Origin of the sequence: Levilactobacillus sp. LN180102, assembly GCF_050106635.1 — a bacterium.
Taxonomy (GTDB): domain Bacteria; phylum Bacillota; class Bacilli; order Lactobacillales; family Lactobacillaceae; genus Levilactobacillus; species Levilactobacillus brevis.
On record NZ_JBNIIX010000018.1, the window covers coordinates 1 to 14,005 of the forward strand.

Sequence of the window (14,005 nt, forward strand, 5' to 3'; positions counted from 1 at the left end):
TGGAAAAACTTTGTTTTTCGTATTCAAATTGAATTTAAAATCAGAGTAAAGAAAAGGAACCCCGTTCGCAAGTGAACGAAGTTCCACATAAACCCTCCATCAACACCCGTTGACAAAGAGCCATTATTTCGTAAGTGAAGATGATTACTTCAAAGTAACCACGGCACCAACGGCTTCAAGCTTTTCCTTGATGTCGTTAGCTTCGTCTTCAGAAACGCCTTCCTTGATGACAGATGGTACGTTGTCAACAAGACCCTTAGCGTCCTTCAAACCAAGACCAGTGATTTCACGGACAGCCTTGATGGCCTTAACCTTAGCATCACCAGATTCAGTCATTTCAACGTCGAATGAGTCCTTGGCACCAGCAGCGTCGCCACCAGCAGCACCGGCTGCGGCTACAGGAGCAGCAGCTGAAACGCCAAATTCGTCTTCGATTGCCTTAACTAAGTCGCTAAGGTCAGTAATTGATGCTTCTTTAAGAGAAGCGATGATCGTGTCTTTATCAAAAGCCATGATAGATTTCCTCCAATAATTGTTTTTTTGATGTTACGTAACGAAACTTTAAGCTGCGTCGCCTTCGTCGCCCTTGTCCACGATAGCCTTGATTGCGTAGGCCACGTTCCGAACGGGTGCTTGAAGTTGACTTGCCAAAGTAGCGAGTAATTCTTCACGACTAGGCAAGGTAGCGTATACGTTGATTTCATCGATTGAAACGATGTTTCCTTCGATGTAACCACCCTTGATTTCAAGAGCATCTACGCTATCAGCAAACTTCTTCAAAACCTTAGCTGGGGCAATTGGATCCTCGTTAGAGAAAGCAACGGCCGTTGGGCCAGCGAATACATCATTCAAATCGCCGTAACCCGCCTTTTCAGCAGCCCGAGTCAAGATCTTGTTCTTGATGACGTTCATTTGAACGCCTGCTTCACGCAATTGCTTACGTAGGTCGGTTACTTGTTCCACCGTTAACCCACGGTAATCAACAACGATTGCACTGGTTGCATTGTTAAACTTTTCAACGACGTCTTCGACGTGTTGTGCTTTAACTGCAATAGCTTTTTCACTCACATTGTTCACCTCCCAGAATAGTTTGGTGGGATAAAAAAATCCCTATGCCACCAAGACATAAGGAGTCAAAAGTTTAAGTAAACTTCTGCCTCGGCAGGCGGTGATTAAGACCAATTTGGTCACCTGAGTCTTAGGTAGATCAATTCATAACTTAATAAGAATACATCACCGAACATTGAGTGTCAACGGTATGTTAGGGATTTTTTTATTTCACGCTTTAACTTAGGCTAATAAAGAAGCCAAGTCAACGTCGACGCTAGGGCCAAACGTTGAAGAAATTGAAACGTGTTGAACGTAAGTGCCACGTACAGCAGCAGGACGAATACGAACAATCGTTTCAGCAATGCTCTTTAAGTTGCCGGCAAGCTTGTCAGCATCAAAAGAAACCTTACCAAATGGTACAGCCACGTTACCATCCCGGTCAGTCCGGTAAGTAACTTGACCATTCTTAGCATCGGAAACGGCCTTTTCCACGTTCATGGTAACCGTACCCGTCTTAGGGTTAGGCATTAAGCCCTTAGGTCCTAAGACCCGACCCAAACGACCAACTTGGGCCATCATATCTGGCGTTGCAATTGCAACGTCAAAGTCCAACCAGCCGTCTTGGATGCGTTCTACTAAGTCTTGTTCGCCAACAACGTCAGCACCAGCTGCTTCAGCAGCCTTAGCTTGGTCACCCTTAGCGAATACGATTACCGTGGTTTCCTTACCGGTACCATTTGGTAATACTAATGCGCCACGGAGTTGTTGGTCCGCTTGCTTCGTGTCAACGTTAAGCTTGAAAGCAACTTCAACCGTCGCATCAAACTTAGCGAAATCAATCTTCTTTACTAAATCAATGGCGTCGCCCATGCCGTAGACCTTGTCAGCCTCGACCTGCTTGGCAGCGTCTTGATACTTTTTACCTCGTTTGTGAGCCATTTTTGTGTATTCCTCCTTGCAAATGTGGTTGTAACGGATAAACCTCCCACTTGACACATTTCATTTTCGTGAAGTGTCCGACTATCCGAAACTGAGCTTAACCTTCGACCGTGAAGCCCATGCTCCGGGCAGTACCTTCAATCATGCGCATAGCTGCTTCAACGTCAGCTGCGTTTAGATCTTGCATTTTCGTTTCAGCGATTTGCTTAACTTGATCCTTGGTTACAGTTGCAACCTTGTTCGTGTTAGGTTCGCCGGAACCATGTTCAACACCAGCAGCCTTCTTCAACAGCGTTGCTGCTGGAGGAGTCTTGGTGATGAAATCAAAGGAACGATCTTCATAGACACTAATCACAACAGGAATAATCATACCAGCTTGGTCAGCGGTACGAGCGTTGAATTCCTTAGTGAAGCCCATGATGTTGATCCCTGCTTGGCCCAATGCTGGTCCAACTGGGGGAGCTGGTGTTGCTTTACCCGCGGGAATCTGTAATTTAACGACATTAGCTACTTTTTTAGCCACGAGACAATACCTCCTTGAGTCCGTGATGTGGTAAGTGGAGCTGTTAGTTTGCTCCTCCCACGTTAACAATATGCGTCACGCATACCTGAGAATCATACCACACTTTACCTACTGTCACAAGTTCTTTTCTAAATCAACACCAACCAACGTCGGCATTATCCAGGAACTTGTTTGAAACTGTTAAGCCACTGCTTAGTTTTAAACGATTGGATCAACTTGATCGAAGTTTAATTCGGTACTGGTTTCTCGACCAAACATGTCGATATTAACCTTCAGCTTCATCTTTTCGTTGTCAACTTCAGTAATCTTACCAACTAAGCCACTGAAGGCACCATCGACGATCGTTACTGAATCGCCAGGTGCAACATCCAGTTCAGCATGGCGCGCAGAAATACCAACACGACGCAAAATCCGTTCTACTTCATCAGGCAACAGTGGCGTTGGCTTACTACCTTGACCATGGGACCCTAAGAATCCAGTGACACCCGGTGTGTTCCGCACGATATACCAAGATTGATCACTCATGACCATTTCCACTAAGACGTAGCCCGGGAAGGTCTTTTCCATCGTGACCTTATCCTTACCATTCTTAACTTCGTGTTCCTCTTCTTCGGGGACAACCACGCGGAAAATGTTGTCTTGCATTCCCATTGATTCGGCCCGTGACTCCAAGTTTGCCATTACCTTATTTTCGTACCCTGCGTAAGTATGCAGCACGTACCATTGCTTTTCAGCTGACTCAACCATGTTTGGTGCACTCCTTTAGCTTTATTGACTTTTCGAGCAAAATAAAAAAACTCCGCAATCCACGAAGTTCCCTGTTACCAATTAATATAGCATATTTAGTGTTATTTGACTACCGACAATTCCATTAGGAAAGGAACTTTAAGCCAAATTGCACGATCCAGTCCACAACCGCAAAGAAAATGGAGAACAGAATGGAAATCCCAACCACTGTTCCAGTATCGTGCCGTGTCTGCTTAACACCGGGCCAAGAAACTTGCTTCATTTCGGCACCGACTGATTTGAAGAAACGGATTAAATGCATGGTGTTGCCTCCCTAAAATTAATGTTTGTCGTGAATAGTCAATTTAACGGGTTTCTCGATGTAATGTGTGCTTACCACAAAATTTACAGAATTTCATAACCTCTAGACGTTTCGTGCGCGTCGCACTCGCAGTGATGGTGTAATTCCGCGACCCGCAAACTGAACAAGCCAGAGCGATCTTTCGTTGAGCCATCTTGCCACCACCTTTGATCAAATCCACTTTAACTCATACCGTAGTAGCTTACCATCGTTTGCTCGTGACGTCAATCATTCGGCGAGGAGTCGGCGTAACTTAGCTTGACTTCGCTGGGCAGCCGAACGGGCCTGCTTGTACGTTAGTGCCTGATGTTGACTAATCAATTCTAAAGAGTCCCCACGAAGAATGCCCACAAAAACCGTTCGTTCTACTACCGACAATCGTGGCAGCAATTGCCAAATGGCCTCTTTTACTTCTAATTGCTCCCGCAAGGCCCATCGAAAATCAGGTAACGTATCCGCAAAATAACTCGACTGGGCTTCAATAGAAACCGCTGTATGATTCATCTGCCGCTTCAGAGCTTGTGTCTGCCGAATAAGGTCAAAAATTCGGTGCGTTAGATTTAGCCGATAGAAGGCCCCAAAACTGGTTGTCCGCTCCAACTGGAATTTCTGAACGGCGGTATACAAAACTAACCGGGCTTCTTGAATCCAATCATCTTGTTCAAATCCCGGAATATAGTAAGTCTGCTGTAAACGATATAAGACTGGCCGATAGCGGTCAAATAAGGTTGCTAATCCCGAAGAATCCATCGATTGCTGCAGTTGGCAAATTAATGTGCGGTCCGTTAATTCAGTCAAAGAAAAAGTCCTCCTTTAGCTAGTAACTCTAGTCTAAAGGAAGACTGGGCGTGTCCCCAGAGAACACGTGTTTTAATCTTTTTTCTTTTTGGGTGGCCGCGCCATCATTTGATCCCGCAGTTTTTCTAACTTATACAGTTGCTGATCATTCCACGGTGATTTACGGACAAGTCCCCGATCGGCAAACTCACGAGCTGTTTGTTTAACCTCATTTTGGGCCCGTTCAATGTCACGTAACAGCTCTCCAGCCGGAATCCGCAACGCACCTTCAGAGAAGATCGTCCACTGTTCAGCCTGGTCACTAGTTGCAACCGTCACTTGAGTAAACCGTGTTTGGCGTTCCTTGGCCAGTCGCTCGATATAACTGTCAGCCGTTTCGTCCCGGTTAGTCCACACCACTTCGAGATCGAACTGACGATAGCTCTTGGAAATGCCCGGAACATACATGGCATCAAATACCACTGTGATACTGGTATCTCGCAACTTCTTGTAATTTGCCAACATGTTCAGCAGCTCATCACGGGCCTCCGGTAACCGGTCCGTTAACTTTAACCGATTGAGCTTGGGCCAGTTGCCAATCATGTTATAGGCATCCACAATTAAAATGTCTTCTTTCATTGACGTTCTCCCTCACTCACTGCCGCAATTAATGCTGGACTGGATGCCGAGAGCTAAATCCCTGATACATCAGCAAGCCAGCAGCAACACTGGCATTAAGGCTTTGAACTTCCCCCACCATGGGAATCGTCAACATTTGGTCGACGGTTTCCTTGAGCAATCGTGAAATCCCCTTACCTTCATTGCCAATAATCAGCGCACTAGCGCCCTTAGCATCCCAATCACGATAATCAGTCCCTGCCATATCGGTACCAAAGACCCAGACACCACGATCCTTTAATTCACGAACGGTATTGACCAAGTTGGTCACGCGCGCAACGGGGACCCGTTCAATCGCCCCAGTCGAAGTCTTAGCCACCACCGACGTCAATCCTACCGCTCGTCGCTTAGGAATAATAATGCCATGAACACCACTGGCATCAGCTGTCCGGAGAATCGATCCTAAATTATGTGGATCTTCTACCCCGTCTAAAACCAAGAAGAATGGGGCTTCACCGGCCGCAGCCGCACGGTCAAAGAGATCATCAATTGTCGCATAAGCAAACGCCGATACGCCTAAGGCCACACCTTGGTGGTTCTGATGATCCGTTAACAAATCTAGTTTCTGCTTGGGTACTTCGGAAATGACTAAATGCCGTTTCTTAGCCAATTGACGAATTTCATCCAGTGCTTCTGCCTTGAGCCCACTTTGCAAGAAGACTTTGTTGATGGTCTGCTGACTCCGTAGTGCTGCTACTGCCGGATGCCGACCGATGACAAAATCATTATTTTCTTCATTATTCTCAACTGGTTTCATTTTTCAGTCCGCCCCGCTTCTACTTGTTCAATGCACCACTGACCCAGTTCGGCAACCCGTTTTTGCTGGTCACTCAACGCCAGATATCCCATCAACGCTTCAAATCCAGTTGAAATCCGATAAGTGACCACGTCTGTATTCTTAGCATGCGTGTAGCTCTTGGCATTCCGCCCACGTTTGAACATCGTCCACTCGGCTTCACTTAACACCTCGTCTTGTTCCATTAAGTTAATCAAGGCTGCTTGCGCCTTTGCCGAAACATAGTGAGTTGCTGTTTTTTGGAGGTGGTTCGGTTTAGCCAATCCCTCGGCAATTAAATGCCGACGAATGATGACTTCATAAGCCGCATCCCCCATATAGGCCAATGCGACCCCGTTTAGTTGTCGATAATCTACTTCACTCATTAATTTTCCTTTCGCCAACGCGTCCCTTGGGGCGTGTCTTCCAAAATAATTCCTTGACTCTTCAATTGCTCACGAATCTCATCACTTCGCAAGAAGTCCCGTGATTTCCGAGCGGCCAAGCGCTCATCAATGAGGGCTTGAATGCGGTCATCATCTAGGGTGGCTGCAGCGGCAAATTTAATGCCAAAGACGCTTAACAAATCACTCAGCGTTTGACGAATAAAGTCCAGTGTCCCGGCAAACACCACTGGCCGTTCAGCATAAACATTCCCTAATCGTGCTAATTCATGGACTTTAGCAATCCCATTTTGCACGTTAAAGTCATCATCCATCGCATCAATATAATCGGCGACAATTTGCCGCGTTTCTTGTTCCACCTTAGGATCATTACCAGCCTCAGCGTCCTTCAGTCGATAGCCCATGTTATCGTAGGCCGTCTGCAATCGTTCCAGGTTCCGTTCTGCTGTATCCAAATTCTGCTGGGTATATTGGATTGGCCGCCGGTACTGTGTTGTCGACATAAAGAAACGCAACGTTTGCGGATCCACCGTCTTCAAAATATCGTGAACCGTCACAAAGTTACCAAGTGACTTACTCATCTTTTCATTGTCATCACCGATCGTCACAAAACCATTATGCAACCAGTAATGAACAAAGGTTTTCCCTGTTTTGGCTTCGCTTTGCGCAATTTCGTTTTGGTGATGTGGGAAAATCAAGTCCTCACCGCCGCCATGAATATCAAACGTTTCGCCCAAATAGTGCGTCGACATGACGGAACATTCGATGTGCCAACCTGGACGGCCAGCGCCCCAAGGAGATGGCCATGAAATTTCACCCGGCTTTGCGCCCTTCCACAGGGCAAAATCGACGGGATCTTCTTTGCGGGCAGTTTCTTCGTCGTTGGTGTGCTGAGAAGCCCCTTCTTCGAGATCATCCAAGTTCAAATGGGCCAATTCCCCATAATGACTGAACTTGTGGGCTCGGTAGTAAACGTCCCCATCAACCGGATAAGCATAATCCTTATCAATCAGGTCTTGGACAAATTCAATAATTTCATTAATATGCTCAGTTGCGCGGGGGTTCACGGTTGCTGGTTCAATATTCAACGCGGCGGTATCTTCTTTAAAGGCCGCGATAAATCGATCACCTAATTCAGGAACCGTAATGCCCTCTTTGTTGGCTTCATTAATCATCTTGTCATCAACATCCGTGAAGTTTGAGACATACTTCACCTGATAGCCGCGGTACTCAAAGTAGCGGCGAATGGTATCAAAGGCAATGGCACTTCGCGCATTTCCAATGTGAATATAGTTATACACCGTCGGGCCACACACGTACATGTTGACCACTCCGGGGGTAATCGGTTCAAATGTTTCCTTTTGACGCGTCATCGTATTAAAAACTTTCAGCATCCCGAAGCTCCTCTCGTGTCACATAGTTTACAATCATTTTGGTTAAGTCATTGGTCAACTGACAAAGTATTAGCTCCATTGTAGCATAATCCGACCAAAAACAAAGAAGCCGAATGAAGGCTAACTAGCCCTCACACGGCTTCTTTACCAAATATTAGCCTTTTAATTGGGCCAGCGTTTGGTGAATGTGTTCTAGGGCAGTCTCCCGCCCAACTAACTCGATTGATTCTGGTAATTCTGGACCGTGCATTTCGTGCGTCACAGCAATCCGAATTGGCATCCACAACTGACGACCTTTGATGCCCGTCTTAGCTTGAACTGACTTGATTACCTTGAAAATTTCCACGGAATCAAAGAGATCCAACGCTTCGATCTGAGCAGCAAATTCTTTTAAGACAACTGGTGCGGTGTCGTTATTGATTTCATCAAACGCCTCACCGGACACCTGCTCTGGTTCTTCAAAGAAGACCGAAGCCATGTCATTGATCTGGGCCATGTAGCTCATTTGACGCTTGTACAGATTGATTAATTGGCGGGCCCATTCGATGGTCTTGGCATCTGGATTAGCAGGCATGTTCCCAGCCTTAATCAATTGCTTCAAAGCCAGATCCATAATGGTACTGTCATCGGCATCCTTAACGTAACGGTTGTTTAACCATTCCAACTTGTCACTGTCAAAAGTGGCTGGTGACGAGCTCAGACGCGTTTCATCGTACATCTTGATAAATTGTTTCTTGTTGAAGATTTCCTCTTCACCAACTGGTGACCAACCTAACAACAAGATGAAGTTAAACATCGCTTCTGGCAAGTAACCCAAGCTACGATACTGTTCGATGAATTGGAGAACAGATTCATCCCGCTTAGACAACTTCTTACCGGTGTCCTTGCTAATAATCAGACTCATGTGACCAAACTTTGGTGCTTCCCAACCAAACGCTTGATAAATCATCAATTGCTTAGGCGTGTTGGCAACGTGATCGTCGCCCCGGAAAACATGACTGATGGCCATCTTGTGATCGTCCACAACTACGGCAAAGTTATAAGTTGGCATACCATCACGTTTAGCAATGACAAAGTCACCACCAATGGTATCCGAATTAAAGGACACGTGACCCTTAACCATATCGTCCCAGGCAAAGACTTCATCCTTAGGAACGCGGAATCGAATAACTGGCTTTAAGCCCTTAGCCTTTGCTTCGTCAATGGCAGCTTGCTTTTCTTCTTCCGACATCCCGGCATATTCATACTCGTAATGGGGCATTTCCTTGCGCGCCTTTTGGGCTTCCCGGTCGGCTTGAAGTTCTTCTTCCGTCCGGTAAGATTCATAAGCCTTGCCTTCGTCCAACAATTGTTGAATCAATGGCGTATAAATATCGCGACGTTCAGACTGCCGGTAAGGACCATAGTCACCACCAACATCAGGACCCTCATCCCAATCCAAACCGAGCCACTTTAAGTTTTCCAATTGGCTCCGTTCACCGTCTTCGATATTGCGTTTCGTATCCGTATCCTCGATCCGGATGATGAACTTACCCTTATTGTGACGGGCAAATAAATAATTAAAAATGGCCGTCCGGGCATTACCAATGTGCAAATGACCGGTTGGGCTCGGAGCATACCGAACCCGAATTGAATTTTTCGCCAAACCGTTACGCCTCTTTCTAGTTTTTTTCATAGCGTTAAAGCTGTACCGTCATAAAATTATGACGGTTTAAGTTAAGTGTACAATGACTGGCCTGAAAAATAAAGGTATGGCACCTAAATGGCTTTCAGAAATTCTTGAAAGGCGGTCCAGACTGATCTTATCCTAAACGCCCATAGAACTCACATGAAGCCGAAAGGGCCCCATGCTAAAATTTTCAAAATAAAAGCCCCACGGCCATTGCCGTGAGACCTCCATTCTACCGAGACCGCTTAGTTGGCTTTGCGGAATTACTTCCTTTACCTTCTTTGCCAGCGTTGGCCTGTTCTTCAATATTCTTGTTAGAATGCAATGGTTTGGCAAAAATCATTCGACCCGCATCCGTTTGAATAGCACTCGTCACCACAACGTCTAACTGCTTATTGATAAAGTAACGGCCATCTTCCACGACAACCATCGTTCCATCATCAAGATAAGCAACCCCTTGTTGTCGTTCAGTCCCATTCTTTACAACCATCACGTGCAGGTTTTCTCCCGGAATCACTCGGGGCTTCAACGCATTAGCCAAAGAATTAATATTCAAGACCTGAACATTTTGGAACTGGATCACTTTATTGAGATTGTAATCGTTAGTCACAATCACACCACCATTTTGCTTGGCCAGTGCGATCAGTTTGCTATCAACTTCTGGAATATCTTCGAAGTCCCCCTCATACATCTCGATGGGCATAATATGTTCATTTTGCAACTTGTTTAAAATGTCCAATCCGCGTCGACCCCGGACCCGTTTGACTGAGTCGCTAGAATCTGCAATGTACTGTAATTCATAGAGCACGAAGTTGGGGACTAGTAAGGTTCCTTCTAGAAATCCCGTCTTAGCCAGATCATAAATCCGACCGTCAATCAGGATATTGGTATCCAAAATCTTATAGTGATGGAAGTTTGGTTCCGTTTCCTTATCCAAGACCTGCTTATCGGTCTCTTCTTCAGCTTTCTTGCTTCGCGACTGGAACAGCTTACGCCATTCTTCAAGTCGAATCTTGCTCAGCCGCGCCCCAATCCGGTAACCAAAGTACCCAAATAAAATCATCAAAATCCACGGAATAACCGTGCCGATGAAAAATGACGGTACTCGGAACAAGAATTGTGAAATCAATAAGGCGAGGGCTAGACCAACAATCGTTAGCAAGCTACCGAAGATCAACGTCATCGGGTTCTGTCGATTCAGGTACGCTTCGATTCGATTGATCAATCGAACCAGCACACCCGCAAAAAGCGATCCCAAAATAAGGAAAATAATAGCACCAAGCAAGATATTAACAATGATGTTGTTGACCAATCGGCTGGTAATGCCCATCACTAACCAAGCCCGGGTGAAATATGCGGCACCCATCACGCCACCTAAGATAGCGAAAATAATCAAAATAACTGTCTTCTTATGCATGTTTACATTCACCTCCCTTCAAAGTTACTTTGGCCTTACACGTCCAAAGCCAGTTTTAACGTTTGTCGTAACGTTGACACGCCGACCACATCAATTCCGGGATCGGGCGTCCACCCTTGAAGGTTATTCTTGGGAATGAAGATCCGCTTAAAGCCCAGCTTTTTCGCTTCCGCAACCCGTTGTTCAATTCGATTAACCCGACGGATTTCACCAGTCAGGCCAACTTCACCGACAAAACAATCCGTGGGTTGCGTAGCGGTATCACGATAACTTGAGACAATTGACAGGGCGATCGCCAAGTCAATCGCCGGTTCATCTAACTTAACGCCTCCCGCGGCTTTTAAGAATGCATCTTGATTTTGGAGCATTAGATTGGCCCGTTTTTCTAGCACAGCCATCAACAACGACACCCGATTACGATCCAAGCCGCTGGATGTGCGTTGCGCATTACCAAAGACCGATGGTGTAATTAACGCCTGAACTTCTACCAAAATTGGCCGCGTACCTTCCATTGATACCACAATGGCCGAGCCGGTTGCGTCCTTCAATCGTTCTTCCAAGAAAATTTCTGACGGATTAGCAACTTCATACAAGCCACCTTCACGCATTTCAAAGATACCCAATTCATTCGTTGACCCAAATCGGTTCTTGACCGCTCGGAGAATTCGGTACGTATGATGGAGGTCACCTTCAAAGTAAAGAACCGTATCCACCATGTGTTCCAGAATCTTAGGACCAGCAATTGCGCCGCCCTTCGTCACATGCCCCACCACAAAAATAGTGATGCCATTGGTTTTGGCAATTTGCATCAGCTCACCCGTGACCGCACGAATTTGTGAGACCGAGCCAATCGCCGACTCGATTCCCGGCGCCTGCATGGTCTGAACGGAATCAATGACCACGTAATCAGGTTTCATCTGTTCAATGTTCGCGCGAATACTGGCCATATCAGTTTCTGGATAAAGATACAAGTGGTCGCTATTGACGACTAACCGATCCGCCCGCATTTTAATCTGTGACGCACTTTCTTCTCCAGAAACATACAACACTTTACCGCCTGTTTGGCTGAGTTGCCCCGATACTTGAAGCAAGAGGGTTGATTTTCCAATTCCAGGATCACCACCGATTAGGATCAAAGATCCCGGCACAATCCCCCCACCCAGCACTCGGTTCAGTTCTTCCATTTGCGTCTTCGTTCGGCTTTCCGTTGAGTGTTTAATCTCACTCATGAGTTGGGGGTGTGACCGTTCTCCAGAAGCAGTGGTCCGGGTTGATTGTGGCTTGGCGGCAGCCGGTGTGACGACTTCTTCCACCATCGTGTTCCACTCACCACAATTGGGACAACGCCCCAAATAACGGGGTGAGCTATAATCACAATTTTGACACACATACGTTGTTCTTGGTTTCGCCACATTCATCCCTCTTTTTCAAATTGGTCTACTGTGTATATTTTAGCATATCTAACCGATAAATCCCCACTAGTCTATCAGGGAATTTACGAATCAATTAAGTCCGATCAGATGAGCCAAAGCCACCGATACGTTCCTGTTGCGGTGCCTGTTCATCATCGACCCGTAAATATGGCATGAAAATACCTTGCGCGATTCGCTGGCCTTTCTTGATGACAACATCGCGGAGGCCAAAATTCAGGAGTTGCACAAAAATTTCACCCTCGTTTTTCTCGTTATTATAATAATCTGCGTCAATCACGCCGACACCGTTGGGCAATACTAATTGATGCTTCAATGGATTGCTCGATCGATTGGCTAAAATCAAGACTTCCCCCGGCTGCATGTAGGCCTTAATCCCCGTTGGGACCAGGTATGGTTTTAAATCATGCTGCCCCGCCGTCAGTTCATCAGTTGTCAACGCCTCACGGTGACGTAATTGCTTAAAGGCATGCAACACATCATGTCGCCAAATGGACGGTAAGGTAAAATCAGTGGCACACTCAAAATCATAACCCGCCGATTGTTTAGTCGTTCGGTAAGGCAGTGTTAATCCCTGATCCGCGTACTTACTCACAATTTCAAATCCTCGTTGCATGGTTAACAGCACTCCCTTAATCTTTTTCGTTCTGTTACCAGAATAAGCAACCTGCCCGTAGATTACCAGTAAAATTCTTCGCTCTTAAGAAGTTTTTTCCATCCATAAAAGGAGTTGACAAGTGTCGCCTGATAGACCAGAATCAAAGAGTAAGACTGGTCATGAAAGGAGTGCCCGTATGACAATCACGGAACAACCTGGTCAACTGAGTATCACGGTTGATGAACAGCTGTTGGCGCGCTTACACTATCTACCGTTAAGCGATTCACGTTGGGTTTTGGAACAATTATTTGTGCGCCCCAACCAACCTGCGGCTGAACTAGCTGAGCAACTGATAAATCGTTTTACTAAGCTTGCAACGGCCGCTAACGTCACAGTCAATGTGTTGGACCCCTATGCCAAACGGTACTTCGTCCAGCATCCAGCACCACAATTATTGGCAGCCAATCAGTTGCCAGTGACCGGTGAGGCGGCAATTCAACCAGTCGCTTTACACTTAGAACACGTAGAAGAGGAGTAATTTACTAATGGATCAAAACGCATTAAAGGCCCTCGTTGGTCAAGAAGCAGTTAAATACGTTGAAGATGGCATGATCTTAGGTATCGGGACTGGCTCAACCGTCCGTTACATGATTGATGCCCTTGGGGAACGGGTTAAAAATGAAGGCCTACACATCATCGGTGTTGCCACGTCAGACCGTTCTGCCAAGCAAGCTGAATCCCTTGGGATTACCATCAAGGAACTTGACGAAGTCGATCACCTCGATTTAACCATCGACGGGGCCGATGAAATTGATGACAACTTCCAAGGAATCAAGGGTGGCGGTGCCGCGCATCTCTGGGAAAAAATTGTCGCTATCAACTCCACTAAAAACATGTGGATCGTTGACGAAAGCAAAATGGTCCACCATTTAGGTGCCTTCCCACTCCCCTTAGAAGTGATTCCATTTGGTTCCAGCCACGTTCTAGAAAAGCTAAACAAGATGGGCTTCAACCCCAGCTTCCGGATGACAGATACTGGTGAACATGTCTTGACCGATTCCAAAAACTACATCATTGACTTACACCTCGGCCGGATTGATCACCCCCACGACTTAGCGAATACACTCAATGGCATTGTGGGTGTTGTTGAACACGGTCTGTTCTTAGACACGGTCAACACCGTCATCGTTGGTCGGCAGGACGGTCCCGAAGTTTTGAATGCTCGCGACTAATTAAATAGTTAATAACTGATTGCCCATTTGCC

General features: G+C 46.2%; 18 protein-coding genes and 1 other annotated feature. Of the genes, 2 read left to right on the forward strand and 16 right to left on the reverse strand.

The features are described 5' to 3' along the window. Window positions 1-144: 144 nt before the first annotated feature. The 16 genes from rplL to ACP4IT_RS10245 form a co-directional block, all read right to left on the reverse strand. Window positions 145-513: a 50S ribosomal protein L7/L12 gene (gene rplL / locus ACP4IT_RS10170; RefSeq protein WP_011667361.1), complete on the reverse strand. Its 369-nt coding sequence runs from the start codon at window positions 511-513 to the stop codon at window positions 145-147. 48 nt (window positions 514-561) lie between these two features. Then, the gene (gene rplJ / locus ACP4IT_RS10175; protein ID WP_011667360.1) at window positions 562-1,068 is read right to left on the reverse strand and encodes a 50S ribosomal protein L10; all 507 of its coding nucleotides are present in this window, start codon (window positions 1,066-1,068) and stop codon (window positions 562-564) included. A 24-nt stretch (window positions 1,069-1,092) separates the two neighbouring features. Then, window positions 1,093-1,221: a sequence feature (ribosomal protein L10 leader region), on the reverse strand. A 69-nt stretch (window positions 1,222-1,290) separates the two neighbouring features. Further along, complete coding sequence (gene rplA / locus ACP4IT_RS10180) at window positions 1,291-1,989, reverse strand: 50S ribosomal protein L1 (protein WP_011667359.1); 699 nt, start codon at window positions 1,987-1,989, stop codon at window positions 1,291-1,293. 97 nt (window positions 1,990-2,086) lie between these two features. After that, window positions 2,087-2,512, reverse strand: coding sequence for a 50S ribosomal protein L11 (rplK, locus tag ACP4IT_RS10185; protein WP_011667358.1), 426 nt, complete (start codon window positions 2,510-2,512; stop codon window positions 2,087-2,089). 198 nt (window positions 2,513-2,710) lie between these two features. Then, complete coding sequence (gene nusG / locus ACP4IT_RS10190; RefSeq protein WP_015473396.1) at window positions 2,711-3,259, reverse strand: transcription termination/antitermination protein NusG; 549 nt, start codon at window positions 3,257-3,259, stop codon at window positions 2,711-2,713. Between the two features lie 124 nt (window positions 3,260-3,383). Then, complete coding sequence (gene secE, locus ACP4IT_RS10195; RefSeq protein WP_011667356.1) at window positions 3,384-3,560, reverse strand: preprotein translocase subunit SecE; 177 nt, start codon at window positions 3,558-3,560, stop codon at window positions 3,384-3,386. Window positions 3,561-3,603: 43 nt separating this feature from the next. After that, on the reverse strand, window positions 3,604-3,753 hold the full coding sequence (rpmG, locus tag ACP4IT_RS10200) for a 50S ribosomal protein L33 (RefSeq protein WP_011667355.1): 150 nt from the start codon (window positions 3,751-3,753) through the stop codon (window positions 3,604-3,606). Window positions 3,754-3,827: 74 nt separating this feature from the next. Next, window positions 3,828-4,397, reverse strand: coding sequence for a sigma-70 family RNA polymerase sigma factor (locus tag ACP4IT_RS10205; protein ID WP_011667354.1), 570 nt, complete (start codon window positions 4,395-4,397; stop codon window positions 3,828-3,830). A 72-nt stretch (window positions 4,398-4,469) separates the two neighbouring features. Continuing rightward, complete coding sequence (locus tag ACP4IT_RS10210) at window positions 4,470-5,015, reverse strand: NYN domain-containing protein (protein ID WP_015473395.1); 546 nt, start codon at window positions 5,013-5,015, stop codon at window positions 4,470-4,472. A gap of 28 nt (window positions 5,016-5,043) precedes the next feature. Continuing rightward, the gene (gene rlmB / locus ACP4IT_RS10215; RefSeq protein ID WP_011667353.1) at window positions 5,044-5,811 is read right to left on the reverse strand and encodes a 23S rRNA (guanosine(2251)-2'-O)-methyltransferase RlmB; all 768 of its coding nucleotides are present in this window, start codon (window positions 5,809-5,811) and stop codon (window positions 5,044-5,046) included. Continuing rightward, window positions 5,808-6,215 (reverse strand): Mini-ribonuclease 3, encoded by a 408-nt coding sequence (locus ACP4IT_RS10220; RefSeq protein WP_011667352.1) that lies wholly within the window; start codon window positions 6,213-6,215, stop codon window positions 5,808-5,810. Before ACP4IT_RS10220 ends, rlmB begins: the two co-directional genes overlap by 4 nt. After that, complete coding sequence (gene cysS / locus ACP4IT_RS10225) at window positions 6,215-7,627, reverse strand: cysteine--tRNA ligase (RefSeq protein ID WP_011667351.1); 1,413 nt, start codon at window positions 7,625-7,627, stop codon at window positions 6,215-6,217. Before cysS ends, ACP4IT_RS10220 begins: the two co-directional genes overlap by 1 nt. 154 nt (window positions 7,628-7,781) lie before the next feature. Next, the gene (gene gltX, locus ACP4IT_RS10230; protein WP_011667350.1) at window positions 7,782-9,272 is read right to left on the reverse strand and encodes a glutamate--tRNA ligase; all 1,491 of its coding nucleotides are present in this window, start codon (window positions 9,270-9,272) and stop codon (window positions 7,782-7,784) included. Between the two features lie 256 nt (window positions 9,273-9,528). After that, window positions 9,529-10,713 (reverse strand): PIN/TRAM domain-containing protein, encoded by a 1,185-nt coding sequence (locus ACP4IT_RS10235; protein WP_011667349.1) that lies wholly within the window; start codon window positions 10,711-10,713, stop codon window positions 9,529-9,531. Window positions 10,714-10,748: 35 nt separating this feature from the next. Further along, complete coding sequence (gene radA / locus ACP4IT_RS10240) at window positions 10,749-12,125, reverse strand: DNA repair protein RadA (protein ID WP_024855144.1); 1,377 nt, start codon at window positions 12,123-12,125, stop codon at window positions 10,749-10,751. 94 nt (window positions 12,126-12,219) lie between these two features. Beyond that, on the reverse strand, window positions 12,220-12,759 hold the full coding sequence (locus ACP4IT_RS10245) for a dUTP diphosphatase (protein WP_011667347.1): 540 nt from the start codon (window positions 12,757-12,759) through the stop codon (window positions 12,220-12,222). A gap of 178 nt (window positions 12,760-12,937) precedes the next feature. Between ACP4IT_RS10245 and ACP4IT_RS10250 the strand changes: the two genes are divergently transcribed. Further along, on the forward strand, window positions 12,938-13,279 hold the full coding sequence (locus ACP4IT_RS10250) for a hypothetical protein (protein ID WP_011667346.1): 342 nt from the start codon (window positions 12,938-12,940) through the stop codon (window positions 13,277-13,279). A gap of 7 nt (window positions 13,280-13,286) precedes the next feature. Continuing rightward, window positions 13,287-13,973 carry a ribose-5-phosphate isomerase RpiA gene (rpiA, locus tag ACP4IT_RS10255; protein ID WP_011667345.1) on the forward strand — a complete coding sequence of 229 codons (687 nt, stop codon included), beginning with the start codon at window positions 13,287-13,289 and terminating at the stop codon, window positions 13,971-13,973. Window positions 13,974-14,005: the final 32 nt, after the last annotated feature.

What these genes read in the sequence shown, in the direction of transcription:
- rplL (WP_011667361.1), bottom strand. Translation starts at nt 513, where the DNA reads ATGGCTTTTGATAAAGACACGATCATCGCTTCTCTTAAAGAAGCATCA.
- rplA (WP_011667359.1), bottom strand. Translation starts at nt 1,989, where the DNA reads ATGGCTCACAAACGAGGTAAAAAGTATCAAGACGCTGCCAAGCAGGTC.
- nusG (WP_015473396.1), bottom strand. Translation starts at nt 3,259, where the DNA reads ATGGTTGAGTCAGCTGAAAAGCAATGGTACGTGCTGCATACTTACGCA.
- secE (WP_011667356.1), bottom strand. Translation starts at nt 3,560, where the DNA reads ATGCATTTAATCCGTTTCTTCAAATCAGTCGGTGCCGAAATGAAGCAA.
- rpmG (WP_011667355.1), bottom strand. Translation starts at nt 3,753, where the DNA reads ATGGCTCAACGAAAGATCGCTCTGGCTTGTTCAGTTTGCGGGTCGCGG.
- ACP4IT_RS10210 (WP_015473395.1), bottom strand. Translation starts at nt 5,015, where the DNA reads ATGAAAGAAGACATTTTAATTGTGGATGCCTATAACATGATTGGCAAC.
- rlmB (WP_011667353.1), bottom strand. Translation starts at nt 5,811, where the DNA reads ATGAAACCAGTTGAGAATAATGAAGAAAATAATGATTTTGTCATCGGT.
- ACP4IT_RS10220 (WP_011667352.1), bottom strand. Translation starts at nt 6,215, where the DNA reads ATGAGTGAAGTAGATTATCGACAACTAAACGGGGTCGCATTGGCCTAT.
- cysS (WP_011667351.1), bottom strand. Translation starts at nt 7,627, where the DNA reads ATGCTGAAAGTTTTTAATACGATGACGCGTCAAAAGGAAACATTTGAA.
- ACP4IT_RS10235 (WP_011667349.1), bottom strand. Translation starts at nt 10,713, where the DNA reads ATGCATAAGAAGACAGTTATTTTGATTATTTTCGCTATCTTAGGTGGC.
- ACP4IT_RS10245 (WP_011667347.1), bottom strand. Translation starts at nt 12,759, where the DNA reads ATGCAACGAGGATTTGAAATTGTGAGTAAGTACGCGGATCAGGGATTA.
- ACP4IT_RS10250 (WP_011667346.1), top strand. Translation starts at nt 12,938, where the DNA reads ATGACAATCACGGAACAACCTGGTCAACTGAGTATCACGGTTGATGAA.
- rpiA (WP_011667345.1), top strand. Translation starts at nt 13,287, where the DNA reads ATGGATCAAAACGCATTAAAGGCCCTCGTTGGTCAAGAAGCAGTTAAA.